Genomic DNA, 24,513 nt, shown 5'->3' with positions numbered 1-24,513 from the left:
ATGATGGAACAGAAAACAGTTCATATTGGCGATATGCCAATTGCTAACGACAAGCCATTTACGCTATTTGCAGGCATGAACGTTCTTGAATCTCGCGATCTTGCTATGCAGATCTGTGAGCACTATGTAAAAGTAACCGAGAAGCTGGGCATCCCTTACGTATTTAAGGCGTCTTTTGATAAAGCGAACCGCAGCTCAGTTCATTCATACCGTGGTCCAGGAATGGAAGAAGGTCTCAAAATCTTCCAAGAGCTGAAAGATACTTTCGGCGTGAAGATCATTACTGATATCCACACAGAAGCTCAAGCTCAGCCTGTTGCGGATGTGGTTGATGTAATCCAACTACCTGCATTCCTAGCTCGTCAAACTGATCTTGTTGAAGCAATGGCTAAGACTGGCGCAGTAATCAACGTGAAGAAGCCTCAGTTCATGAGCCCGAATCAAGTTGGCAACATCGTTGATAAGTTCGCTGAGTGCGGTAATGACAACATCATCCTTTGTGAGCGTGGCGCTTGCATGGGTTACGATAACCTTGTTGTGGATATGCTTGGCTTTGGCGTAATGAAGAAGTCTTCAAACGGTAGCCCAATCATCTTCGACGTGACGCACTCTCTACAAATGCGTGACCCATCAGGTGCTGCATCTGGCGGTCGTCGTGAGCAAACGGTTGAACTTGCTAAAGCGGGTCTTGCTACGGGTATTGCGGGTCTGTTCATTGAAGCTCACCCAAACCCAGACCAAGCTCGTTGTGATGGCCCATCTGCGCTACCTCTAGACAAACTAGAGCCGTTCTTGAAGCAGATGAAAGCACTTGATGACCTTATCAAAGGCTTTGAGCATATTGATATTAAATAATTGAGATGGATGTGAAGTAACGGAAACGTTATTTCACAAAGTTGATCTAAGAAAGCCCAGTTCTCTGAATTGGGCTTTTTTTAATCTCGTAAAAGCAGCCGAACATAAACCGTTCATTTAAAGAGTTGTTAACGTGGCGGGTTATTACCTAAGAAACTCTTATATGAGTGTGAGGTCAGTCCTGTTTGCAGTAAATTGCTGATATTCATCACACTTTGTAAGTAAACGATTGCTTGTGATGCAGGGGAAGTTTGAGTGTAATCTCATAATTTTGTTACACTTAACTGTTGACCTATGCGTGACCAATTCGACATAAATATGAAATCGTCGTGTTACATCTAGAATGTTAATTTAAGATTAGTCATGTTGAAGTCTTATTGTTCGAACTCCAGGAAAGGGGTCGCAATAGATTATAAAAAGCAGTGGATTCCCTAAAAAGTTCAAAGGTATGACAATGAAGCAACGCCTTATTCTAAAGACAGCACTAAGTGCTGCAATTCTAGCTACTCTAGCTGGGTGTGCGTCTCAATCAGCTCATGATTGGAACCAAGACGAAACTTACAAGCTAACGATTCTTCACACAAACGATAACCATGGTCGTTTCTGGCAGAATAAATATGGCGAATACGGCATGTCTGCACGTAAAACGCTAGTTGACCAACTTCGTTCAGAAGTTGAAGCAGAAGGCGGTAGCGTGTTGCTTCTATCTGGCGGTGACATCAACACGGGTGTTCCAGAGTCAGACCTTCAGGACGCAGAACCTGATTTTAAAGGTATGAACAAAATTGGTTACGATGCCATGGCATTGGGTAACCACGAGTTTGATAACTCTTTAGACGTATTACAAAAGCAGATCGACTGGGCTAACTTCCCAATGCTATCTGCAAACATCTACGATAAAGCGACAGGTGAACGTAAGTTCCAAGCTTACGAGATGTTCGAAAAGCAAGGCATCAAGATTGCGGTTATTGGTTTAACAACTGAAGATACCCAAAAGATTGGTAACCCTGAATTTATCGCAGGCATCGACTTCCGTGATCCTAAAGAAGAAGCGAAGAAGCTAATCGCTGAACTTAAAGAAACAGAAAAACCGGATCTAATCTTTGCTGTGACTCATATGGGTCACTACGAAAATGGCCAACGTGGTGTTAATGCTCCGGGTGATGTCGCACTTGCTCGTTACCTAAACGAAGGCGATCTAGACATGATCGTTGGTGGTCACTCTCAAGAGCCTGTATGTATGGAAGGCCCTAACGTTGCGAAGAAAAACTTCAAGCCGGGTGATGAGTGTAAGCCTGACGTACAGAACGGTACTTACATCGTTCAAGCTCACGAGTGGGGCAAGTACGTAGGTCGTGCTGATTACGAATTCCGTAATGGCGAGCTAGAGATGGTGAGCTACGACCTGATTCCAGTTAACCTTAAGAAGAAAGTTAAGATCGACGGTAAGAAGCAACGTGTTCTTATTCAAGATGAAATCGCACAAGACCCAGAGCTACTTGAATTCCTACGTCCTTTCCAAGAGCAAGGTCAGGCACAGCTAGAAGTTCAAATCGCTGAGACAAATGGCAAGCTTGAAGGCGATCGTAACGTCGTTCGTTTCCAACAGACCAACCTAGGTCGTTTGATTGCGACTTCTCACATGGAGCGTGCAAAAGCAGACTTCGCTGTGATGAACTCTGGTGGCGTTCGTGACTCAATTGAAGCCGGTAATGTTACTTACAAAGATGTACTGAAGGTACAGCCTTTTGCAAACATCCTGACTTACACAGACATGACGGGTAAAGAAGTTCTGGATTACCTAAATGTAGTAGCGACTAAACCAATCGATTCTGGTGCTTACGCTCAGTTTGCTGGAATCTCTATGACAGTAGCGAACGGTGAAGTATCGAATGTATTCATCGGTGGCAAACAGCTTCGTCTAGACGAAACTTACCGTTTCACAGTACCAAGCTTTAACGCTGCTGGTGGTGACGGTTACCCTAAACTGTCTGATCACCCAGGTTACGTAAATACTGGTTTTGTTGATGCTGAAGTACTGAAAGAGTACCTAGAAGCAAACAGCCCGGTTGACGTGAACAAGTACGCGCCTTCAGGCCAAATGGTTTACAAGTAATTGAATCCAAGCAATTGTATCAATAGGTGCTAAATTAGATTGACTCTAGCACCATGATAAATTTAACTAAAGCGACGCCTCGGCGTCGCTTTTTGTTTATCTATCGTTTGGATTTGTTATGACCCCTGCAATCAATCTCGCCAAGAAAAAGAAAATCGCTCATAGTGTGCACCAGTATCATCATGATGCGAATAATACGAACTATGGTTTAGAAGCCGTTGAAGCGCTTGGTCAAGATCCCAAACGTGTATTCAAAACGCTGTTGTTCTGCTTGAATGGTGTGGCGAAAGATTTGGCGGTTGCCGTTATTCCTGTCGACCAGAAGCTAAATCTAAAGCTTGCCGCTAAAGCAGCGAAAGGCAAAAAAGCAGAGATGGCCGATCCTGAGATTGCTCAGAAAACCACGGGTTATGTTGTTGGTGGCATTAGTCCGCTTGGACAGAAGAAAGCACTGCCTACCTTCGTTCATTCCAGTGCGACAGATTTTGAAACGATATGTGTGAGTGCAGGTAAGCGTGGGCTAGAGATTGAATTAGACCCAAAAGACTTAACACTGCTGACTCGCGGCCAGTTTGCTGATCTATGTTTATAGATTGTTGTCATGATGATAAAACTATCGAATGACAAACAAAAACGCCCGCTAGACTAATCTAGCGGGCGTTTTTATATCGAGTGTCTCGTCTTACTGATTCAGACTACTTCTTCAGACCTAAAGTACCACCAACACGCTTTGGTGCAGGTTTGTTCGGTCTGTTTGAATCTTGGCTGCGGTTTGCCGGCTTCCCGCTTCTACGATCGGTATTATCGCGATCTGTGCGATTGCGATCCGAACGATTTCTATCTGAATTAGAACGCTCTGAACGAGAGTTCGATTTCCAGTTCTCGGTATTACCACCGCTTTCACCATTCGATGAATTGCGGCCACGCTTTGAATTAGGTGCATGACGGAATTCATCCGCATTGTTACCGCGGTAGGTGCGTGTACGGTTCTCGTTTTGATTACGGCGCGCTGTTGAAGCTTGGTTCTCTTCACGGCTATCAAAAAGTTTCGCGTCAGTCGCTTTGCGAATGCGTTGACCTTTCGCGTTCATTTTTGACGCATCTTCCGTACTTACTGAGCCTTCACACATCGCTAAAATTTCAGTGATCTCTTCGTCGCTCAGGTAGCGCCATTTGCCGTTAGGAATACCGTCTAGTGAGATATTCATAATACGAACACGACGCAGTTTAAATACTTCATAACCGAGCGCTTCACACATACGGCGAATTTGGCGGTTAAGGCCTTGTGTTAGCGTAATTCGGAATGAGAACTTAGTCTCTTTCTCTACTTTACATGGCAAAGTGACTGTATCGAGAATGTGAACGCCAGCGCCCATTTGCTTCAAGAATTCCGTCGTAATCGGCTTATCTACACGCACCACGTATTCTTTCTCGTGGTTGTTACCTGCACGTAGGATCTTGTTTACGATGTCGCCGTCATTGGTTAGGAAGATAAGGCCATCAGAAGGCTTATCTAGACGACCAATCGGGAAAATACGTTTGTGGTGGCCGATAAAGTCGACGATGTTGCCAGGAATATCACGCTCAGTCGTACAGGTGATACCTGTTGGTTTATTAAGAGCAATGTAAATCGGCTTCTCTTTTGAGCGAACAGGCTTATTGTCGATCTCAACATCATCACCTGGCAAGACTTTAGTACCCATTTCAGGGATCTTACCGTTAATAGTAACTCGGCCTGCATCAATGAGCTTATCGGCTTCGCGGCGTGAGCAAAAACCAGTTTCACTGATGTATTTATTAAGGCGTTTAGCTTGGGATTCTTGTGACATGATATTCTCTTAGCGTTTCACAACGGAAATATAGATAAACAAAAAGCAACCTTTGGATAGTTGCTTTGAGTTGAAATTCGTTAACTGAGGTAATTTTAGCACTTGGTGTGAGTCTAGGCACGAAATATCGATCTTGATGCAAAATCGTTACTAGTCCATTTATCTATCTCAACCTATTAACTGGTGCGTTTTTGATGGCGCTCTCTGTTCTCTAGCTTTTTCTCATTACTCTTTCTGAGCATGACATAGACTGCGCCCGTACCACCATGAAATTGCTGAGCAGAATGAACACATTGAACGTCGTTGATTTGTGTTAGCCAATTTGCCACGTAGCTTTTCATCATTGCAGGTGGATTCGAACGCTCACCCTTACCATGAACAATGATGACGGTACGAACATCCATTCTTAAACACTGACGCAAAAATGAAAGCACTTCGTTACGTGCGTCTTTCAGTGTTTTCCTATGAAGGTCGAGCTTGGCTTGAATAGGGTATTTTCCTAGGCGCAGCTTTTTGTATACGCCTTCTTGTACACCGTCTTTTTTATAAGCAACAACATCGTCTGGCTTGATCATTGGCGAATAGTCTAATGATAAGTAGTCTTTCTCGTCGTCAGACAGCCACATAGCGGCTTCACGCTTAGCAAGGTGAGATTCGGTGACTCGGTGTACTTTCTGGTGTTCAGCGGTGTCATGGTCGATACGTTTAACATCGCCCATCATTTCTTGGAATAGATCTAAGTCATCATCATGAGACATAGTGTGTATCTCAAGTTGGAGAAGGATAGGGTAAGTATACCTAAGTTGAGGTTAGGTTTAAAAATGAAAAAACCGGAGAAGACAATAAGTCTGCTCCGGTGCAAAGCGTTTTGACATTTAGTTATAAAATAAAGTAATACTTATAAAGTAAAACAATGCTTAAAAGTAAATGATTTAGGCTGAGCGATTCTAGTGAGGAGATTTTTCAGTCATAACTTTGTAGATGAAGAAGCCTCCATAAAACATCATGAGACCCAGAGCCCCGAAGATTACTATCATTGAAGATAGTCCCACCGCATTACCAAATAGGAGATCTAGCCAAAAGTCCATGTGTATACCTCAAAGTTATATGACATGGCTTAGTGTATTAACAAGCATTATCAATTCACTGATCTGGATCAATCCTGTTTCATAAGTTAAATACTTGTTGGTAACTGTGTGTTTTTCGTCACATCATGCTCGTTGTTGTATGTCTTTTGTTCGAACGATTCAAAATCGCAATAAATATGAGAAAAAGCCCTTGCGGATAAATTCAGAACCCGTATTATACGCTCCATCGACAGGCAATGAGCCAGTTAGATATCTCGGTGAATAGCGCAGCTTGGTAGCGCATCTGGTTTGGGACCAGAGGGTCGGGGGTTCGAATCCCTCTTCACCGACCACATTAAAGAAAGCCGTAGCAGAAATGCTACGGCTTTTTTGTATTTGGGATTTCTATATTCTAACTGCATTGACTGTTTATGGTTGAGGGCAGAGAGTTAGGTCTATTGGACAAACTCATTTGTCGCAACGTTGTTCTTAACCCAGATCAAAGCTTGTAAGCGATTCTTCACCTTGATTTTTTTAAACGTGTTGTGAAGGTGTGCTTTGACCGTATTCTCACTGACATAGAGGGTATCTGCTATCTGAGTGTTAGATGCTCCATCACCGAGTAACTTAATGATCTGCTGCTCGCGTTTGGTCAGCTTGAGGTAATAAGGACTGGTTTTCGCGCACTGCCTCTCTCTGTAGAAGCTAATGTACTGGTAAATGAGCTTTCTACTCATCCACATCTCGCCTTGCAAAATGCAGTTAAAGCCGGCCACGAGCTTTTCAAGCGTGTCCGACGTATAAAAAATGCCGACAAGATACTGCCATTTAAGCATTTCAGAGTGCGGAAAATCGCCTGGTGTATTGAGTAGCACTTCATGGACATCACTTGCTACGTCATCTCTGAGCTCCTGGTATTTCTCAATGTATTGCTTACTCATTGTCGGGAAATCAATAATAATCAGAACTAAGTCATCGTTTTTTAGGGATTTAGCACTGAGCCTTTCCGGTGATATGAGTTTTATGTTCAGGTTAACTTTCTGTTCTATAGACTCTTTTAGTAGTATCGATTGTAAATTGTTCTCCGCAAGTAAAATGGCGTTATGAGCCTCCAGTTTAGCCATGTGGAACTCCTTTTCTTAACTCATTACTTGAACTTTAGGTGTTTTAGTTTAAAGCACGTATTGTTATTTTGCTAATTTTTAAAGCTAATTATTCATCAAATTTATGAAATTAATTTAATAGTATTGTCGAAGGTAAAATAATACTTAAGTAGAAAGACGGAATTACCGAGATTTATGGTTTTATTTTATTGATTGTACAGTCTTTATGAATTTTCCAGATCCCCTTGTTTGGGTGAAGTTTTATAGTGGCAGGAAACTGATTTATATTAATAATCAACGTTGTAATACCACTATTCGTATTCAGGTTGAAATTAGAGTTGGTGTTCGTACTCAACGTTAATGAAGATGCCACACTGTTATTTATGGTCAGAATAAGACTTTTATTTTTTATCAGGCACTGTACTGAATTTAAATCAGAAGAAAATCCATTAAAATGGAAAGAAATAAATAAAACGGCGACCAGCGCCGTTTTAGTAAATGTATAAAAATTCATATTAGTTTTGGTAGATAAGACCAACGTTTCCGTTTGCGCCATTACCTAATACAGCAGCGTTATCATATGATGTTTGCTCTATCATAAATTGGTTCATGTTACTGTTAGTTAAACTAACTGTTGCGTTTGAATGAGAACCTGTTTGAAGAGTGAATACTCGGTTATCGTTACTGTTCATTAGATCGATATCAACATCATTTCTATCACCACCACCAACATCTGTATTGACGATAGTTTCTACGTAGTTTCCGTCACCCCAGATGTCGATAGCAACATCGTTTCTATCAACACTGCCGTTACTAAACTCAGTGTAAGTGGTATTAGAGTTACCGTTGATGTACACGTCAGCTTCGTTTCGGTCAGCACCACCTTTCGCTTTCACTACCGAAATGTTGTCATCACCCATCTGAGTAACTCGTAGGTCATTATTTCGACCGGCACCTTGTACTTTAACTCTGGCTTGGTTACGTAAACCATCTTGATCTATGAGTGCGTTGTTTCTTTTGTAACGTAATTTCACGTGAGCTTCATTGAGATTACCACTTTGTTCAACAACTACGTCCGATTTATAACTCGCGTGGGTATCAACGAGTGCTACGTGGCCATCTGTTACACCTGATGTATTTTGGTTAATAGTTACATTAGCCATGTCACCGCTACCCATTTGCCACACTGCAGTATTGTCCATAGCTAACGGCTCTATTGCTGCTACTTTCCCTTTAATACCAAGATCAGTTGTGCCCTCTTTCACACCTATTGCTGGCTCTGGTGCAGGATAGGGTGCAGGAAGTGGATCTGCTTGAGCTGCATTAAAACCAATGATGGCACCGACTATAATTCCAATTTGTGTAAGTTTCATAAGTTGTATCCTTATACATTTCCATGTCGACTATGTATCACTTCAAATGAAGTGACCTTGAATCAAGCTATCCATACTGCGCGCTAATTTGCTTGATTGATGTAGATTCTCATCGAGCTCGACGCATTGACTATCGCGAAGTCGTGCCCATCTTGAGAAATTCCTAAGTTGTCTCCTCCAGACCCAGCCATAAATGCCGTATTATGGTTGCCTTTTTGGTCAATACTTAATTGACTCCCTTGCCCTGAGAAGTTCGCTTGTCCTATTACCGCTAAATTGTGGTTTCCGTCTTGGGAAATCAGCGCTTCGCTATTTCCGCCAAGTTGCCCAATTGCAGCGGTATTGTTCGATCCATCTTGATTGATATACGCAACATTATTTCGTCCCACTTGTGTAATATTTGCTGAATTAGAGTGACCACTTTGTTTAATCTTCGCTCTATTATTCGCTTTAATTCCAGGACTATATTGAATAATCGTTGAGTTTGAATCAGAACTGTTTGTTATATCTATCTCTGAGTAGTTATCTAAGTCCCCAGATGAAATGTTATATAAGTCGCTATAGTCATTAATAATGTCCTGATCGACATTATGTAAAAAATCCCCCTCAATACCAGAGGCTATAGCAACATTAAAACTACCTATTGATAAATATAAGCAAGTTAAGCTGGTAAGTGCTGCTGTCCGACTTATCATTATCTTTATCCTAAAGTGTCTGATGCGTGTTTATTCAACTAAATATATATTCCGTGTTGAACGCCGTGTAACTCACTAGCATGAGAACATCTTAGGTTTCTAGGTGAATATCATCTATAAACTTAAAGGTGAAAATGTTTAATTGCATATGAGAAATTTAATTAGTAATTAACTTGTACAGCCCCTCCTTAGTTCATTAATTTCTCCCGGAGATTAAACCTAAAGTTTATATATGCCACTGTGAGCATGGATTAGGCTTTGTATAGATTCAACGAACCACATTCTCATTTTGTAAATGGACTTTGAATGGGAGCCCACATGAAAATCAAGCTGCTTACAATCACTCTATTTTCTTGCGCTGTTAGTGCAGGGGATACGAGTCATGGTCTTGAAAACGGTGCTCCCTTAGAAAATGGAACAAAACTTGAGGATTCGACAAATAACCTGAAGGAAAAGTTTAACGACTTTAGCGAAGTTGACGGGATCATAGTGGATAGAACAATTACGCGCTTAGGCGATGACTTCTACTTCTTCTTCTCGCAATCGCTCAACGAGAGTTATCCCAACCTTAAGGAAAATTTGACGGTAAAAGAGAGGCCAACGGCTTTATCTGGAAGCATCATAGAGGTTCAACACTCTAGAAAACCGATCTTCCGTACGGCGTTGTCCCCTGGTCGTAGACAAGCGAAAGAACGAGCTGCCGATGCCACTCGAGTTGTAGGGAATTACATTATCAGATGGCAAGCAGAGAGACTCTTTCAGGACACTTACGATCTAGACCATGATGAATTTTAAGGAGCCAAGGATGTCGATATTTTTCAGAAAGGCCGCGCTCATTGCGCTGATAGTTTCGCCTTCGGTTTACTCAAGCGAATTAGTTTATACGCCCGTAAATCCAAGTTTTGGCGGAAACGCTTTAAACAGTTCTCACCTTTTTAATCACGCTAATGCTATCAATGATTATGAAGACCCAAGTGCAAGGGATATCTTTGATGAGCAAGAATCAGCCTTAGATCGTTTAGCGTCTAGTTTAGAGTCTCGTTTGATAAGCCAGTTGCTTGCTGATGTAGGTAACGGAAATACAGGGCAGTTAGAAACAGATGACTTTTTCCTCAATATTGTTGACGACTCCGGGACGTTACTCGTTCAAATCGTCGATAAAGCGACAGGGGAATCAACAGAAATCAGTGTTTCGGGACTAAACCCAGACCTCTAATCACAAGGATTGTGTTATGAAATCGATCATTATCGTCTTCTTGACCTTTGTGTTGGGAGGGTGCACTTACTCTATGCAAATTCCAGAGACTTCTGAAACGCCAAAACTGATGCCGAGAGGATCGACTTATACCGATCTTATCTCATTACCTCAGCCTCGCGGGAAAATATTGGTCTCAGTTTATGACTTTAGAGATCAAACAGGCCAATACAAGCCTCAGCCAAACAGTAACTTTTCCACAGCAGTGCCACAGGGTGGGACGTCTTTATTGACGACAGCACTTATCGACTCTCAGTGGTTTGTACCTCTGGAGCGTGAAGGGCTCCAAAACTTATTGACTGAACGTAAGATTATTCGAGCGGCTCAGAAAAAAGATAAGGTCGTAAATAATCATGGGGCAGACTTGTCGTCTTTGAGTTCCGCTAACATCGTCATCGAAGGCGGGATTGTGGCTTATGACTCGAATATTGTTACCGGAGGAGCTGGCGCCAAGTATCTAGGTATTGGTGGTTCCGGGCAATACAGAACGGATCAAGTCACGGTGAATTTGAGAGCCGTCGATGTTCGAACTGGGCAAGTTCTTTTGAGTGTCACGACGACTAAAACCATTTCCTCCCATGAAATCGGCTTCGGTGCATTTCGCTTTGTTGACTACAAAGAGTTGTTAGAAGTAGAGATGGGCTACAGCCAAAATGAACCGGTCAATATTGCTGTGATGTCTGCTATTGATGCCGCGGTGATTCATTTGATTGTGAAAGGAATGAAGCGTGGAATGTGGTCGCCGGGCGATCCGAATGCATTAGAAAATCCGATTATCGCACGTTATTCCGAAGCGAGTACAGACATACTTTAAGCTACCGAGTAAGCAGCAAAATAGGGCTATGCGGAAAACGGACCTTTCCCTTAGCCCTGTTTTTTCTTCAAGCAACTCAATGATCAATTCACATCACACGTAATATCTTTTATCGGTGTTTCCGAGGTAACAAAACAAACATACGCTTCCGCTGGCTTATTCGGGCCTATTCGAATGTAACCTGCCTTTACTTCATCTTCATCAAACGTCACCGAGTGAGAGCTTCCCGTTTGGTTGTCGTAAAAGTTTGCTTCAAAATTGTTGTTCATTTGGCTTGCGATACGGTTTCGTGTTGTAGATGTTGTGAACGTAATATTGGCGCAGCGCATCGGTGGTTTCTCTGTAATCAAAAACTGTCCGCTTTCTTTATCTAATACACCGCCTTTGGTATCCGGTTGTATGTCTATCGCCTGAAACTGTTCGATGGTGCATGTTTCTTTGGCTGAGGCTATTGAGGGCATCAGCATCGTGAGGGCTAAAGGGAAAGCAAAAAGTACTGGTTTCATTAGAACAACGCCATAGGTAAAAAGAGCGAAAGATAATAGCACTGCAATGGTGCTATTAAATGTAAAGATTCTGTTATTAAGGAAATGCTTTTATAACGAAAACAAAATGAGGTTGAGCATCGTTAGCTTTTTTAGCTAGTCTCAAATTGACATTGGGCTGATTGGCTTTGTGATTGCTGAATGACACTGAAGCCTTTCTTTTCTAATAACTGTATAAGGTTACCTTCTCCAATTAGGTGCAAGGTACCAACTACTATCATGTAGTTCCCTTTAGTCTTAAGCTTCCAATCATTGGAGGATAGTTTGTTTGCCCAGTCTATGTTGCGATCGGTTAAGAATGCTTTCTCAAGTTCAGGCGACATCTCTGACAGTTCTGAGAAGGCTTCCAGCTTCGCTAAATCACCCGCTTTCCAGCTTTCAATGAGGCAATGTACAACACGGTCCGTTTGGTCAAATTCTTCTAGGCTACTGACTAACCATTCCTTACCGTCGTCCTTTTGTTTTGTCATCAGGTCTATTTGGAATTGCAGAGGCTCCAAACTGATAACCGGAACATCTTGGGTAGTCGCTTTGTTCGCTAGCGTCGCATCAACGCCGCTGGCGGAGCCATAACCAAGGTTTTTTAACTGCTGCATTTGTATGGAGAGAGAAGTTGCCCAAGGCGGTGAACTAAGCAGCTGTTGCGTCGGCATGCCCAATGATTTTGATATGTCGGTTAATAATTGCAGCTGTTCTGTATTGAGTACATCGGCAGTCGTGAGTTTGTTGCGGGGATATACAACGCCATCAGACTTTCTGATATCCGTTTCGATAATTAAGCCATCACTGTTTTTTAGCGCGTCGGTGATCGCCGAAGGAAGGGGGTACATACTCTCGTCTCCAACGTGCACTGAACCTAAGATAGTGAGTGTCAGATCATCCTTTTGTGCTTGCCAATAAAGGGGCTCGGCGACCGCTTGCCTAGCTGAAAAAGCGAGAACGAATAAAACCATGTACCAGAGTGGACGCAAAGGGAGCTCCTTAAGGAAGTATTAAACTCGTTAAAATCGATTTTGACGGTGTTTTTTAACGGTTTTTTTTGAGAACAATGTCACGTTGTTTGTACGAAAAGTATAATAATACGCTGAAACTCTAAATCCTTTCTGACTACCAATGACACGATTTTATGAAATCGGTAAAAAAGATTGTGATTCATTTCTCAAATTTTACGTCAAAATTAAAATGACGGAAGTGCCGTTGCTTGTAACTTGATGATTTTATTTAAATTAAATTTATAAAAATTTTTGAGATTTGAAGCCGATCACTTTATTAGCTCGATTTAATTCACGGTAAAAAATAAGCCCATATAGTTTATCTAACTTTCGAAGCGCTCCATTTTGCTTCTTACTCAATTTTTAATTTATGGGTGAATACGATGTTGAAGAGAAACTTACTATCTGTAGCGGTATTGGCTGGCCTAACAGGTTGTGCAGTAACGCAAGCACCAGAACAAAAAGTAGTGAATGCACTGGCTGATAATCTTGATGTTCAGTACGAAATTCTAACTAATCATGGTGCGAATGAAGGCTTGGCTTGTCAGGACCTAGGTGCTGAATGGGCGTCATGTAATAAAGTGAACATGACGCTAACCAATGACGGTGAAGCGATTGACTCTAAAGATTGGAGCATCTACTTCCACAGTATTCGTCTTATTTTAGATGTTGATAATGAGCAATTTAAGATCACTCGCGTTACTGGTGACCTTCATAAGCTAGAACCTACTGAAAAATTTGACGGCTTTGCGGCTGGTGAAGAAGTGGTTCTTCCGTTAACGAGTGAATACTGGCAACTGTTTGAAACTGACTTTATGCCAGGTGCATTCGTGACGGCGCCAAACGCAGAACCTAAGATGATTGCATCATTGAATACAGAAGATGTTGCATCGTTCGTAACTGGTCTAGAGGGTAATAACCTTAAGCGTACGCCTGATGATAATAACGTAATGGCGACAGCGGTGACGCGTTTTGAAAAGAATGCTGATCTAGCAACGCAAGACGTATCAACTACTTTACTACCAACGCCAATGTCGGTAGAAGCCGGTGAAGGTTCAGTTAGCATTGCTGGTGGTATTGCCCTACCTAAAGACGCATTCGACGCTGAGCAATTCGCAGCAATTGAAGAACGTGCAGATGTGGTAAACGTAGATGTGAGTGGCGACCTACCTGTGAGTGTCGCTGTTGTTCCTACTCAGTTTACGGGTGATTTAGCGAAATCTGGCGCTTATGAACTAAGCATCTCGGAAGAGGGGATTGCAATTAAAGCGTTTGATAAAACGGGTGCTTTCTACGCAGTTCAGTCTATTTTTGGCCTAATAGATAGTCAGAACGCTGAATCATTACCACAACTGTCAATTAAAGATGCGCCGCGCTTTGATTATCGTGGTGTGATGGTGGACGTTGCTCGAAACTTCCACTCAAAAGATGCCATCCTAGCAACGCTAGATCAAATGGCGGCATACAAGATGAATAAACTGCACCTTCACCTAACGGATGATGAAGGTTGGCGTTTAGAAATTCCAGGTTTACCAGAGCTAACGGATGTAGGGTCTAATCGTTGTTTTGATTTGGATGAACAAAGCTGCTTACTGCCTCAGCTAGGTTCTGGTCCAACAACAGACAACTTTGGCTCTGGTTTCTTTAGTAAAGCGGATTACGTCGAGATCCTAAGCTACGCTAAAGCGCGCAGCATCGAAGTTATCCCTGAAATTGATATGCCAGCACACGCTCGTTCAGCTGTGGTATCAATGGAAGCGCGTTACACTCGTCTCATGGCGGAAGGCAAAGAAGCAGAAGCGAACGAATACCGCTTGATGGATCCGCAAGATACATCGAATGTAACCACGGTTCAGTTCTACGATAAGCAAAGCTTCATTAACCCATGTATGGAGTCATCAACTCACTTCGTCGATAAAGTAATCTCTGAAGTGGCGGCAATGCACCAAGAAGCGGGCGTACCGCTAACGACTTGGCACTTCGGCGGCGATGAAGCGAAAAACATCAAGTTAGGCGCAGGCTTACAAGATATTAATGCAGAAGATAAAGTGGCTTGGAAAGGCAACATCGATTTGTCTAAGCAAGATAAGCCGTTCCAACAATCACCACAATGTCAGTCATTGATCGCTGATGGTACGGTAAGCGATTTCGGTCATCTACCAAGCCACTTCGCAGAACAGGTTTCTAAGGTTGTTGCTGAGAAGGGTATTCCCCACTTCCAAGCATGGCAAGATGGTCTGAAATACAGCGAAGGCGAGGAAGCATTTGCGACCGAAAGTACACGCGTGAACTTCTGGGACGTTCTTTACTGGGGCGGAACTTCATCAGTATACGATTGGTCAGCAAAAGGGTATGACGTGATTGTCTCTAACCCAGACTACGTATACATGGATATGCCATACGAAGTTGATGCAGCTGAGCGTGGTTACTACTGGGCAACACGTGCAACCGATACTCGTAAGATGTTTGGCTTCGCACCAGAAAACATGCCACAAAACGCAGAAACATCATTAGACCGTGATGGCAATGGTTTTACTGGTAAAGGTGAGGTTGAAGCGAAACCTTTCTACGGTCTGTCAGCTCAACTTTGGTCAGAAACAGTACGTACTGACGAGCAGTATGAATACATGGTGTTCCCTCGCGTATTGGCAGCAGCAGAGCGCGCATGGCACCGAGCAGATTGGGAAAACGACTACAAGGTTGGTGTTGAATACTCTCAAGAAACTAACTTAGTGAATAAGCAAGCGTTGAACAGCGACTTTAATCGCTTCGCGAATATTCTTGGTCAACGTGAGCTAGCTAAGCTAGAAAAAGCGGGTATTGATTACCGACTACCAGTTCCAGGTGCGAAGGTTGTTGACGGTAAGCTAGCGATGAACGTTCAATTCCCAGGTGTAGAGCTGCAATACTCTGCTGATGGCGAAAACTGGCTAACATACGATGAGCAACAACGTCCATCAGTTTCTGGTGAGACTTACATCCGCTCTATTTCAGAAAGTGGTGAGAAAGTAAGTCGAGTGACCTCAGTTAAATAATCGATAAGCACTATTAGTAGAAGAGCTCCTGACCTTTATCTTATTCAAGATAAAACGGGAGCTCTTTTTGTTTACTGCGAATTAGGTGCATATCAAAAACTGAAACATATAGAAATCGCCTTTGGTAATATCATCAACAATGCACATAAGGTGACTTTAATCCCAAAAGTGACGCGCTTCTCATTATTATCTTCAAAAAATAAGCCCCCTGTAAAAAACTCTAAATCAGATGTGATTCAACTATCTAGATCTAATTTTTCTTCGTGAAATAACGTGATCCCGATCTGTATATTTTTCCATCTTAAGTTTTTTATCAATTTTTATGTTTTTAAGTTGTTGATTTTAAAGTTTTAAATAACTTGTCTTTTTTTGATAGTGAGAGGGATCACTCTGCTGCCCCTTTTATTTTTAAACGCAAATTAATTCGAGCAACATAGATTTCATGCCAGGGAGGCGACCAACTACTCAAGCGGTGAAGGTGAATGATGTACCGAAGATGTGCCGCTGAAAAAATTAAACTAAGGCAGTTTACAATGAAAAAAATTATCGCTCTAAGTGCTCTTTCTCTTGCTTTCGCTTCTAGTGCTTTTGCTGGTTCTTCTTACGTAACGGGTAACATCCAAATTCATGACGATGGCCGTATCCACGGTTCTGACATGACTTCTACGCTAGAAGCTGGTCACACGTTTGACAACTCTCTAGGCGGCTTCACGGTTTATTCTGAGTTTGATGGTATCCAACTGGGCAAACTTGAATCTGAAAATGGCGGTGCAGGTAATACTACTCCAGGCATCACTGTAGGTGGTGAGCAATCTTTCAACATCACTGACAACCTATGGGTTGCTGCGGGTTACCAACACCTATTCTCTGCAGGCGAAAGCATTCAGTTCCGTCCACTAGTTAAGATCGGTTACAACTTCGACAACGGCATCTCTATTAGTAACCGTACTCGTGCACACATCGATGATACTTCAGCTAATGCTGACACAGACTACCGCATGGATAACCGCATTGCTTACACAGTGAATGCTGACCTAGCGCTTAGCTACAACAACGTATACATGATTGATGCTGAAGCGATGGACCACGAGTTACGTGCAACATGGACTCGTCAAGGTGTTCAACCTTACTTTGAATTCCGTAGCCAAGCTAACGGTGTAGATTTCGCAAACGGCGATTCTAAGCAGAACAACGCATTCGTATTCGGTGCTTCTTACGGCTTCTAAGCTGATTCGCTTGGTTGCTTAGTCTATTAGATTATTAGCCGAGTGAGCTTCTTCGCTAAATAGCTTTTTGCTAAATAGCTTGCTAGCTAATTAGCGAGGGGAACATAGCGGTACTAACAGCCCGGTTGGTGCCGCGACAAGATTTGCTTTACTGTCCAAAAGCAAAGAGCCTAGCAAGTAAACCACAGTCTTGGGTTTACTGAATGCTAGGCTCTATTTTTATGACTTCTTTTTATTGCTGTGTGTTGGTCTGTTTAGGTTCTATTTCCCGTTGTAGTGACGGTATTCAAACACCTGACCTTTTTCATTAAACGCATACACAGAATACTCGTCTATCTTATCGCCATATTCCATGCCTGGCGAACCCATTGGCATACCCGGAACCGCTAAACCAATCGCATTACGTGGTGGGTTTTCTAGAAAGGCTTTAATGTCATCTGCTGGAATGTGTCCTTCAAATACGTATCCGTCGATCTCTGCAGTGTGGCAAGAGGCTAGCTCTTGTGTTATCCCTAGTTTCTGCTTGATTGGGTTCATATCATCGTGGAGCTTCTCAGTAACATCGAACCCAGCATCTCGCATATGTTCAGTCCATTCTGTGCAGCAGCCGCAGTATGGAGATTTGTGGTTTAGAACATCAGTAGCTAAAGCTTGTCCTGAGATTGCAGCGAGTGCAGTAAGAGTCATAATTTTACGAATCATGGTTAACCTCATGAATATGGTTTTTGTTGATATTAGAATGAGTGGGTTTGAACAGTCTTAATCTGTTGGCATTGCTGACTACGGTGATTGATGACATCGCCATCGCAGCGCCTGCAACGACAGGGCTAAGTAAAAATCCAAAGAATGGGTAGAGCACACCAGCCGCAATTGGAATACCAAGTGAATTATAGATAAAGGCACCAAACAGGTTTTGCTTCATGTTTCTCACGGTCGCTTGGGAAAGCTCAATCGCGTTACTGACAGATAATGGCGACGAGTTGAGTAGTGTCATTTGCGCACTTTCAATCGCCACATCGCTGCCGCTACCCATTGCTATGCCTATATCTGCTTGAGCAAGTGCAGGCGCGTCGTTAATACCGTCTCCGACCATGGCAACACTCTTATATTGCTGTTGCAGCTGAACAATGTGTTGAGCTTTCTGCTCTGGAAGCACTTCTGAAATCACTTCGTCGATACCGACGTTTTTACCTATCGCTTGAGCTACAGAGTCGTTGTCGCCCGTTAATAGCACAGTGTGAATTCCGGCGGATTTTAGTTGAGCTATCGCCTGTTTGCTATCTATTTTTAACGCGTCTGAAATGCCCAATATGCCTTCCAGTTTTTGGTCAATCGCAATGAAAATAGGCGTCCACGCTTGCGAGCGGCAAAGCTCGATGAAATCCGCGCCAACCTCTGTATTGATACCTAATTGGGTGAGGTACTTAAGCGAGCCAACTTGCACTTTCTTGCCGTTAATTGTTGCTTGAACCCCAAGCCCTCGTTGGTTTTCAAATTCGCTGTGTGGGAGTACTGAAACTTCCAAGCTCTCTGCATATTGGCAAACGGCTTTGGCAAGTGGGTGCTCAGATCCTACTTCTACTGAATAAGCACAAGCCAGTAATTCTTGTTCTGATAAATCGCCATAAAAGGCTTGCTGAACGGTTGGCTTACCTTGGGTTAGGGTGCCTGTTTTATCAAACACGACAGCATCAATTTTGCTTGCAGATTGCAACACATCGGCATCTTTGATCAGAACGCCAAACTCAGCGGCTTTGCCAACGCCGACAGTAATTGAAAGTGGTGTCGCAAGGCCTAAGGCACATGGACAAGCGATGATCAGCACTGTGGTTGATACCACTAACATGTAACTGGCGCTTGGTTGTGGGCCAACAAAAAACCAAACTAAGGCGGCAGAAACTGCGATTGCGACCACAACCGGAACAAAAACGGCTGAGATAGAATCGGCAAGCTTGGCGATTGCTGGTTTACTGCTTTGCGCTTGGCGAACCATTTGAATGATCCGAGCCAGCATGGTGCTTGATCCAATCCCAGTCGCTTCAATAATTAAACTACCATCCCCATTAATAGTGCCCGCAGAAACGCCATCATTTATTGTTTTGACGTTGGGCAGTGGTTCACCGGTCAGCATCGACTCATCGATATAAGATTCACCTGAGACTACGACACCATCAACCGGTACTTTTTCTCCGGGTTTTACTCGTACTTGCATGCCGACTTGGATAGCTTCTACAGCAATGGTTTGTTCTTTGCCATCGACGATGACCACCGCTTTTTGAGGTTGTAAGTTAATCAGTGCCTGTAGCGATTTCGTGGTGCGAGCTTTGGCTTTGGCTTCAATGTAGTGACCCAAAGAGATAAGGCCGACAATCATCGCACTGGCTTCGAAGTAGACATGGCGCGATGGTTCTGGGAACCATGATGGAATCAGCACAACCAGCATTGAATAGAACCATGCTGCGCCTGTACCTAGAGCGACTAAGGTATCCATAGTCGCGCGTTTATGCATCAAGGATTGCCAAGCATTGGTGAAGAAGCTGCGTCCAGAAGTGGCTAACAACACTAAACAAACCACACCAATGAATCCCCAAGCCAGTTGGTCGTTAAATGTAGTAATGGTCATGCTGCCGCCGAACACGCCCCATGCCATTAGCGGTGCACCGATTACCAACGCGCTTACTGAGTTTCTAAGGAAGGCTTGTTGAGTACGAAGTTGCTGTTCTTGTTGTTTTTGCTGTTGAGTCGCTGCATCGTCGACAAACTCAGCGCCATAACCAGCAGCTTTCACCGATTCTATTAGAGCGTTTTCAATGATGTCTCTTGTTTGAGAGGTGAAAACCAAGGCAGTTTGTTCGGCAAGGTTGATCTGAGCTTGGTCGACAAACTCATTCTTTTTCAGTGCTTTCTCTACCGAAGAGACACAACTCGCACAAGTCATCCCCTCAAGAACAAGGTGATAGGTATATTGGCTAGCTGCGGTTTTATCTTCACTCTTTTTATCTGCTTGTTCGTCTTCTAAATCTGAACTCGATGAAAGGTCATTCGTTTCTGAGTAGGGAGCTGCGTGGTAACCCAGGCTTTCGACCAGCTTAATCACCTCAGACTCAGAAAGCAGAGTAACCAGTGATAATTCCTGTTTGCTGACTTCTAGGTTTAAGGCTTGCTCAGTTTGTTCAAGCGCTTTAGTCAGTTTGCTCACACACTTGCCGCAACTCAGACCGGATAGCGAAAGGTGCAGCTGATTACCCATAGAATATCCAAGCGTTGCTAACTGTTCGTTGAGCTGAATGTAACTAAATGGAGTCGAAATATCGATGTAGGTCGGCGATATGTCATTAATCATCGTGCTGTCGAGATCGCTAAACAGTGTGCGAACTTTCTTCGCGCAACCCATGCAATTTAGGCCGTTGAGCGCCGTTGTGTAGTAGTTCATATCGATACTCCAATTCTCATCTACGCCTAACATAAACCTTCCCGTAAGGGTAAGGTCAAACATAAATTCAAGAATTTGATCTTGGTGGAGTGCTAGCTGGTGGTTTCAGTTTGGAATGGAAGAGGGAAATTAAGAATGTGCGGCTATAATCTACTTGCTAAGACTATCTATTTACGACTTTAAGGGCGTAATTGGCCTTTCAATAACGGCTTTCGTACAACAACAGCGCATTAATCATTCACTACTGATTGTAGATTTAAGCGGTGGTGATAAAATAGCGCCCAAAATTTAGTGATGTTTGACTATTGCAGGCCTTGTAATGGCGAGCACTAAAAGAATCACCTACATAATCAAGGTATTTAAATGACGGTTAAAACTCGTTTTGCTCCTAGCCCAACTGGCTATCTTCACGTTGGTGGTGCACGTACTGCACTTTACTCTTGGCTATTCGCTAAAAACCAAGGCGGTGAATTCGTTCTACGTATCGAAGACACAGACCTTGAGCGTAACTCTCAAGAAGCGGTTGATGCAATTCTAGAAGGCATGCAATGGATGGGTATGGAATGGGACGAAGGTCCTTACTACCAATCTAAGCGTTTTGACCGTTACAACGAAATGGTTGATAAGCTACTTGCTGAAGACAAAGCATTCAAATGCTACGCGTCTAAAGAGCTGCTTGATGAAATTCGTGCAGAGCAAGAAGAAAACAAAGAAATGGCTCGCTACGATGCTAACCACCCTAAAATTGTTGCAGCAAACGAAGCAGCAAAAGAAGGCGATGCGTGCGTTATCCGTTTCCGTAACCCTAAAGAAGGCAGCGTAGTATTTGATGACCAAATCCGTGGTCGCATTGAAATCGCAAACAGCCAACTTGATGACCTGATCATTCGTCGTACAGACGGTGCACCAACTTACAACTTCGTAGTAGTAGTGGATGACTGGGACATGGGTATCACACACGTTGTTCGTGGTGAAGACCACATCAACAACACACCTCGTCAAATCAACATCTATGAAGCACTAGGCGCGCCAGTTCCAACTTTCGCTCACTGTGCAATGATTCTTGGTGATGACGGTGCGAAACTTTCTAAGCGTCACGGTGCTGTTTCTGTAATGCAATACCGCGACGAAGGTTACCTACCAAATGCACTAAACAACTACCTAGTTCGTTTAGGCTGGTCTCACGGTGACCAAGAGATCTTCTCTCAAGAAGAGATGATTGAATTCTTCAGCCTGAAGGCTATCAGCAAGTCTGCTTCTGCATTCAACACTGATAAGCTACTTTGGTTGAACAACCACTACATCAAGACATCTGAGCCTGAGTACGTTGCAAAATACCTGCAATGGCACCTAGACGCACAGAAGATCGATACAACAAATGGCCCAGCTATCACTGAAGTGATCAAGCTAGTTGGCGAGCGTTGTAACACGCTTATCGAACTTGCTGAGCAATCTCGTTACTTCTACGAAGATTTCTCTGAGTTTGAAGCTGGTGCAGCGAAGAAGCACCTACGTGGTGTTGCTAAAGGCCCACTAGAGCTTGCTCTTGCTAAGGTTGAAGCACTTGAAGATTTCACTACTGCAAACATCAAAGATGGTGTAATTGCAGCTGTATGTGAAGAGCTAGAGATCGGCATGGGTAAAATCGGTATGCCACTTCGCGTAGCAGTAACAGGCGGCGGTCAGTCTCCTTCTGTTGATGCAGTGATGGAGCTTGTTGGTAAAGAGCGCGTAATCGCTCGCATCAAGATGGCTCTTGAGTTCATTGCTGAGCGTGAAGCTAACGCTTAATCTTATTTCTCTTGTTTGAGATAGAATGTACTTGAGATAGAACGATCATCAGCCGACAGCTTAATTCGCTGTCGGCTTTTTATTGTTTAATGAAAATACGGTCAACGTATTTTAGGACGAGACAGTTATAGCAAGTCTCGAGCTTTTGCTAAAACACTGAGTTTTGGGAATATATTTTGGCAGCTGTGCTGGTGGTTCATCGGGTTCATATCTGCAATCGCATCTTCGACAATCACCACGTTATAACCCAGTTCAAATGCTTGTCTAGCCGTTGATTCGATCCCAATACTTGTTGCTACCCCGGTCAGATAAATATCCGTAATACCTTGCTCACAAAGCTGCTTCTGCAAATCTGTGTTGGTAAATGCACCCCAGGAATATTTGGTTAGATAGCGATAATTAGGGTTTAGGCGCAGGCTTTCGATGACCTCTCCCCATACGATCTTTGATGCGTCAGGCTGAGCCGCTTTATTTTGCAGTTCCGTTCGGCCTTGTGGACGACCGGCTACATTAACAATAATTACGGGTAAATCAGCATCATCAAATGCATCGCAGAGAGCAAGGCTGTTTTCTATGATCGGTCGGGACACGGTTTCCGGTAATTGATCAACGATACCTTGTTGCAGGTCGATAACGACAAGCGCAGAGCATTTACTCATTTTCATTACTTTATGCCTTAGTGGTCTTTGTGTGAGGTTATAGTGGTTAACTTTTACGGTGTATTAAGCGGGTGTAAAAGCGGATGAAAGCCAGTGCAACCATCATATAAATGAGTAGGTTCAAAGGGGTAGTGACGTCATAAACAGGCACAAGTTGCGTTGCGCTCATGGTAATCATTACTAATAGGTTGCCCCCGAGAACTCGATAGACCATCCACTGATTACCAGCGAACAGGCGATACACCGTAAAGACATTAACAAAGTAAAATGCCATTAATTGCCATACTTCGGTCATCGAAGGTAACAGCAGAACATACTGAATGAGGAACAGTGACCCAAAGGCTAAGTAGCCAATGGTCCAGTGCTTTATCATTTGCCTAGGCATGTTGCTTAATATCAAGGCGCAAATGGCACTGTTAATGATGAACAGACTTCCCGATGATATTGGTAGATATATCCAGACTAGAATTGCTGAGATGAAGCTCATTGTGCCGACTAACGTATTGCTTAATCGTTGCTGGCTGTTGTCAAGTAATCGGGCAAATAAGCGCTTTTTCTTAAAGTTACCCTGGTAGAATTGTTTGACTGTCTCTGGAAAAGGGGGCTTGTAATCGACATTAACCGATGATGCTTCAATAAAAGCCATAGCCTGGTTAAGTATCGAAAAATCATTGTGATCAACCCCTTGATCATGGGCGTTTTGCAGTAACTGTTTGGCAACCCAGATTGCTTGAGTTTGCTGTTGATGCTTCCACTGCTTTCTGGCAGGCATACGGCCATGCAAATCGGGCAGGCGCATCAGATCGTTCAGCGCTTTGAAGGTCGGGCTTTCAATATTTAACTCGCAGCTCGTGTGTAACTGGAAACGCTGCGCTGAGTCATTGTAAGCGAGTGAATGAATGAGGGGAGACATCGCCTCTAAAACAACACTGACTTCGTTGTTAAAGCGTGTGTCATCATCCTCAGGCCAAACCACGCTATAGATGGTCGTATAGACCACGAAGCCAAGCAGGGTTTCTTGCAGCCTTAGTACCGCAATATTAAATGTAGCTACACCATCAAAGCTGCCAGATATCGCCAGCAGGATGCAGACAATAAATGCCGTAATGTAAGCATAGCCGATGACCGGATCGGAACCCATGTATATACAAATTGCGAGTAACAGTGCGATGTTTGCTAAAAAATAATATCGATCTTGCCCAAAAACAGCGATTAACCAAAGCCCGACAAACGCGCCACAAAGCGTCCCCAACAATCTGAGAATGCCTTTTTTCTTGCCAGCAGTAATAGTATCAGTGATGGCCAATATATTGACCACGATAGCCGCCCAGTAAGGCTTCTCAAGGTTAAAATACAACGCAAGGTAGATAGCTAAACAAAATGCTAGGGCAACCTTTATGGCATTCTTGGCTGGAGTGCTCAGTGACTTTATAATGAGTAGCATAGTGGGGTTTAGCGGCAGAGGGATCGAATACGAGGATATTGCCTGATCTTTTGGTCAGCCTAAACTCTAGTTTGAAGGCCTTGATCCATCAAATATAGCAACTCTATTGCATCGTTTAACATTCAGGGGAAGGGGGGCGATCAGTCACTCTACTTATACGATATTGTTCGATGCTGATAATGATCGATAGATCTTCTAATAGTTAATAGCGATAGAACATCAGGTTTATCGTTCTTCTAAGCTGGCTAGTTGTTCCGATTATTTTAGGTTCATCGCGGCTT

21 protein-coding genes and 1 tRNA gene are annotated in these 24,513 nt (G+C 43.2%); 10 read left to right on the top strand and 12 right to left on the bottom strand.

Features of this window, described 5'->3' with window-relative positions; translation table 11 throughout:
• From kdsA to ybaK, 3 genes are all read left to right on the top strand, one after another.
• Window positions 1-855 (top strand): 3-deoxy-8-phosphooctulonate synthase, encoded by an 855-nt coding sequence (gene kdsA / locus AB4558_RS01760; RefSeq protein WP_017069619.1) that lies wholly within the window; start codon window positions 1-3, stop codon window positions 853-855.
• 454 nt (window positions 856-1,309) lie between these two features.
• Complete coding sequence (gene ushA / locus AB4558_RS01755; RefSeq protein ID WP_017064163.1) at window positions 1,310-2,971, top strand: bifunctional UDP-sugar hydrolase/5'-nucleotidase UshA; 1,662 nt, start codon at window positions 1,310-1,312, stop codon at window positions 2,969-2,971.
• Between the two features lie 118 nt (window positions 2,972-3,089).
• Complete coding sequence (ybaK, locus tag AB4558_RS01750) at window positions 3,090-3,563, top strand: Cys-tRNA(Pro) deacylase (protein WP_017069618.1); 474 nt, start codon at window positions 3,090-3,092, stop codon at window positions 3,561-3,563.
• Window positions 3,564-3,666: 103 nt separating this feature from the next.
• Here the strand turns inward: ybaK and rluF are convergent, their stop codons facing one another.
• The 3 genes from rluF to AB4558_RS01735 form a co-directional block, all read right to left on the bottom strand.
• A complete protein-coding gene (rluF, locus tag AB4558_RS01745; RefSeq protein ID WP_017064161.1) occupies window positions 3,667-4,800 on the bottom strand; it encodes a 23S rRNA pseudouridine(2604) synthase RluF in 1,134 nt (377 codons plus the stop codon).
• A gap of 176 nt (window positions 4,801-4,976) precedes the next feature.
• A complete protein-coding gene (gene smrA, locus AB4558_RS01740; protein ID WP_017062320.1) occupies window positions 4,977-5,558 on the bottom strand; it encodes a DNA endonuclease SmrA in 582 nt (193 codons plus the stop codon).
• Between the two features lie 189 nt (window positions 5,559-5,747).
• Complete coding sequence (locus tag AB4558_RS01735; protein ID WP_017062321.1) at window positions 5,748-5,888, bottom strand: DUF3149 domain-containing protein; 141 nt, start codon at window positions 5,886-5,888, stop codon at window positions 5,748-5,750.
• Between the two features lie 255 nt (window positions 5,889-6,143).
• On the opposite strand from AB4558_RS01735, the gene AB4558_RS01730 reads away from it, so the two are divergent.
• Window positions 6,144-6,220: transfer RNA gene (locus AB4558_RS01730), tRNA-Pro, on the top strand.
• Window positions 6,221-6,322: 102 nt separating this feature from the next.
• Here AB4558_RS01730 and AB4558_RS01725 read toward each other — a convergent pair.
• The 3 genes from AB4558_RS01725 to AB4558_RS01715 form a co-directional block, all read right to left on the bottom strand.
• A complete protein-coding gene (locus tag AB4558_RS01725; RefSeq protein ID WP_017064159.1) occupies window positions 6,323-6,991 on the bottom strand; it encodes a LuxR C-terminal-related transcriptional regulator in 669 nt (222 codons plus the stop codon).
• Between the two features lie 494 nt (window positions 6,992-7,485).
• A complete protein-coding gene (locus tag AB4558_RS01720; protein ID WP_102393935.1) occupies window positions 7,486-8,343 on the bottom strand; it encodes a curlin in 858 nt (285 codons plus the stop codon).
• Between the two features lie 83 nt (window positions 8,344-8,426).
• Window positions 8,427-9,038, bottom strand: a complete 612-nt coding sequence (locus AB4558_RS01715) for a curlin subunit CsgB (protein WP_137002131.1) — start codon at window positions 9,036-9,038, stop codon at window positions 8,427-8,429.
• A gap of 318 nt (window positions 9,039-9,356) precedes the next feature.
• On the opposite strand from AB4558_RS01715, the gene AB4558_RS01710 reads away from it, so the two are divergent.
• The 3 genes from AB4558_RS01710 to AB4558_RS01700 are packed head-to-tail and all read left to right on the top strand — an operon-like array spanning window position 9,357 to window position 11,107.
• The gene (locus tag AB4558_RS01710) at window positions 9,357-9,833 is read left to right on the top strand and encodes a curli production assembly/transport protein CsgE (protein WP_032548983.1); all 477 of its coding nucleotides are present in this window, start codon (window positions 9,357-9,359) and stop codon (window positions 9,831-9,833) included.
• Window positions 9,834-9,843: 10 nt separating this feature from the next.
• Entirely contained in the window at window positions 9,844-10,254 is a 411-nt protein-coding gene (locus AB4558_RS01705) for a curli assembly protein CsgF (protein WP_017064154.1), read from the top strand.
• A gap of 16 nt (window positions 10,255-10,270) precedes the next feature.
• Window positions 10,271-11,107 (top strand): CsgG/HfaB family protein, encoded by an 837-nt coding sequence (locus tag AB4558_RS01700; RefSeq protein ID WP_050646260.1) that lies wholly within the window; start codon window positions 10,271-10,273, stop codon window positions 11,105-11,107.
• Window positions 11,108-11,190: 83 nt separating this feature from the next.
• On the opposite strand, the gene AB4558_RS01695 is transcribed toward AB4558_RS01700, so the two are convergent.
• Together AB4558_RS01695 and AB4558_RS01690 are read right to left on the bottom strand one after the other, a co-directional pair.
• Window positions 11,191-11,613, bottom strand: coding sequence for a hypothetical protein (locus tag AB4558_RS01695; RefSeq protein ID WP_136974802.1), 423 nt, complete (start codon window positions 11,611-11,613; stop codon window positions 11,191-11,193).
• Window positions 11,614-11,744: 131 nt separating this feature from the next.
• Window positions 11,745-12,623, bottom strand: a complete 879-nt coding sequence (locus AB4558_RS01690; protein WP_372157814.1) for a TraB/GumN family protein — start codon at window positions 12,621-12,623, stop codon at window positions 11,745-11,747.
• Window positions 12,624-13,027: 404 nt separating this feature from the next.
• On the opposite strand from AB4558_RS01690, the gene AB4558_RS01685 reads away from it, so the two are divergent.
• Both AB4558_RS01685 and AB4558_RS01680 read left to right on the top strand, forming a co-directional pair.
• Window positions 13,028-15,679, top strand: a complete 2,652-nt coding sequence (locus AB4558_RS01685; protein WP_372157811.1) for a beta-N-acetylhexosaminidase — start codon at window positions 13,028-13,030, stop codon at window positions 15,677-15,679.
• A gap of 533 nt (window positions 15,680-16,212) precedes the next feature.
• Window positions 16,213-16,905, top strand: coding sequence for an oligogalacturonate-specific porin KdgM family protein (locus AB4558_RS01680; protein ID WP_017064150.1), 693 nt, complete (start codon window positions 16,213-16,215; stop codon window positions 16,903-16,905).
• A gap of 261 nt (window positions 16,906-17,166) precedes the next feature.
• Here the strand turns inward: AB4558_RS01680 and AB4558_RS01675 are convergent, their stop codons facing one another.
• Together AB4558_RS01675 and AB4558_RS01670 are read right to left on the bottom strand one after the other, a co-directional pair.
• The gene (locus AB4558_RS01675; RefSeq protein WP_372157808.1) at window positions 17,167-17,607 is read right to left on the bottom strand and encodes a DUF411 domain-containing protein; all 441 of its coding nucleotides are present in this window, start codon (window positions 17,605-17,607) and stop codon (window positions 17,167-17,169) included.
• Window positions 17,597-20,401 (bottom strand): copper-translocating P-type ATPase, encoded by a 2,805-nt coding sequence (locus tag AB4558_RS01670; protein ID WP_372157805.1) that lies wholly within the window; start codon window positions 20,399-20,401, stop codon window positions 17,597-17,599. Before AB4558_RS01670 ends, AB4558_RS01675 begins: the two co-directional genes overlap by 11 nt.
• 300 nt (window positions 20,402-20,701) lie before the next feature.
• Between AB4558_RS01670 and gltX the strand changes: the two genes are divergently transcribed.
• On the top strand, window positions 20,702-22,129 hold the full coding sequence (gltX, locus tag AB4558_RS01665; protein WP_017064147.1) for a glutamate--tRNA ligase: 1,428 nt from the start codon (window positions 20,702-20,704) through the stop codon (window positions 22,127-22,129).
• Window positions 22,130-22,254: 125 nt separating this feature from the next.
• Here gltX and AB4558_RS01660 read toward each other — a convergent pair whose 3' ends face one another.
• Window positions 22,255-22,788: an isochorismatase family cysteine hydrolase gene (locus tag AB4558_RS01660; RefSeq protein WP_372157802.1), complete on the bottom strand. Its 534-nt coding sequence runs from the start codon at window positions 22,786-22,788 to the stop codon at window positions 22,255-22,257.
• A gap of 46 nt (window positions 22,789-22,834) precedes the next feature.
• Window positions 22,835-24,232, bottom strand: coding sequence for an FUSC family protein (locus AB4558_RS01655; protein WP_017060532.1), 1,398 nt, complete (start codon window positions 24,230-24,232; stop codon window positions 22,835-22,837).
• Window positions 24,233-24,513 lie beyond the last annotated feature (281 nt).

Origin of the sequence: Vibrio sp. 10N.222.51.C5, assembly GCF_041474575.1 — a bacterium.
GTDB classification, from domain to species: Bacteria; Pseudomonadota; Gammaproteobacteria; order Enterobacterales; family Vibrionaceae; genus Vibrio; species Vibrio crassostreae_C.
The sequence above is the reverse complement of the archived record's forward strand: the minus strand, read 5'-3'. Positions and strand labels throughout refer to the sequence as shown.

Bases quoted from the DNA above. Each gene is read 5' to 3' on its own strand.
- kdsA (WP_017069619.1), top strand. From the start codon at position 1: ATGATGGAACAGAAAACAGTTCATATTGGCGATATGCCAATTGCTAAC.
- ushA (WP_017064163.1), top strand. From the start codon at position 1,310: ATGAAGCAACGCCTTATTCTAAAGACAGCACTAAGTGCTGCAATTCTA.
- ybaK (WP_017069618.1), top strand. From the start codon at position 3,090: ATGACCCCTGCAATCAATCTCGCCAAGAAAAAGAAAATCGCTCATAGT.
- rluF (WP_017064161.1), bottom strand. From the start codon at position 4,800: ATGTCACAAGAATCCCAAGCTAAACGCCTTAATAAATACATCAGTGAA.
- smrA (WP_017062320.1), bottom strand. From the start codon at position 5,558: ATGTCTCATGATGATGACTTAGATCTATTCCAAGAAATGATGGGCGAT.
- AB4558_RS01735 (WP_017062321.1), bottom strand. From the start codon at position 5,888: ATGGACTTTTGGCTAGATCTCCTATTTGGTAATGCGGTGGGACTATCT.
- AB4558_RS01725 (WP_017064159.1), bottom strand. From the start codon at position 6,991: ATGGCTAAACTGGAGGCTCATAACGCCATTTTACTTGCGGAGAACAAT.
- AB4558_RS01720 (WP_102393935.1), bottom strand. From the start codon at position 8,343: ATGAAACTTACACAAATTGGAATTATAGTCGGTGCCATCATTGGTTTT.
- AB4558_RS01715 (WP_137002131.1), bottom strand. From the start codon at position 9,038: ATGATAAGTCGGACAGCAGCACTTACCAGCTTAACTTGCTTATATTTA.
- AB4558_RS01710 (WP_032548983.1), top strand. From the start codon at position 9,357: ATGAAAATCAAGCTGCTTACAATCACTCTATTTTCTTGCGCTGTTAGT.
- AB4558_RS01705 (WP_017064154.1), top strand. From the start codon at position 9,844: ATGTCGATATTTTTCAGAAAGGCCGCGCTCATTGCGCTGATAGTTTCG.
- AB4558_RS01700 (WP_050646260.1), top strand. From the start codon at position 10,271: ATGAAATCGATCATTATCGTCTTCTTGACCTTTGTGTTGGGAGGGTGC.
- AB4558_RS01695 (WP_136974802.1), bottom strand. From the start codon at position 11,613: ATGAAACCAGTACTTTTTGCTTTCCCTTTAGCCCTCACGATGCTGATG.
- AB4558_RS01685 (WP_372157811.1), top strand. From the start codon at position 13,028: ATGTTGAAGAGAAACTTACTATCTGTAGCGGTATTGGCTGGCCTAACA.
- AB4558_RS01680 (WP_017064150.1), top strand. From the start codon at position 16,213: ATGAAAAAAATTATCGCTCTAAGTGCTCTTTCTCTTGCTTTCGCTTCT.
- AB4558_RS01675 (WP_372157808.1), bottom strand. From the start codon at position 17,607: ATGATTCGTAAAATTATGACTCTTACTGCACTCGCTGCAATCTCAGGA.
- AB4558_RS01670 (WP_372157805.1), bottom strand. From the start codon at position 20,401: ATGTTTGACCTTACCCTTACGGGAAGGTTTATGTTAGGCGTAGATGAG.
- gltX (WP_017064147.1), top strand. From the start codon at position 20,702: ATGACGGTTAAAACTCGTTTTGCTCCTAGCCCAACTGGCTATCTTCAC.
- AB4558_RS01660 (WP_372157802.1), bottom strand. From the start codon at position 22,788: ATGAGTAAATGCTCTGCGCTTGTCGTTATCGACCTGCAACAAGGTATC.
- AB4558_RS01655 (WP_017060532.1), bottom strand. From the start codon at position 24,232: ATGCTACTCATTATAAAGTCACTGAGCACTCCAGCCAAGAATGCCATA.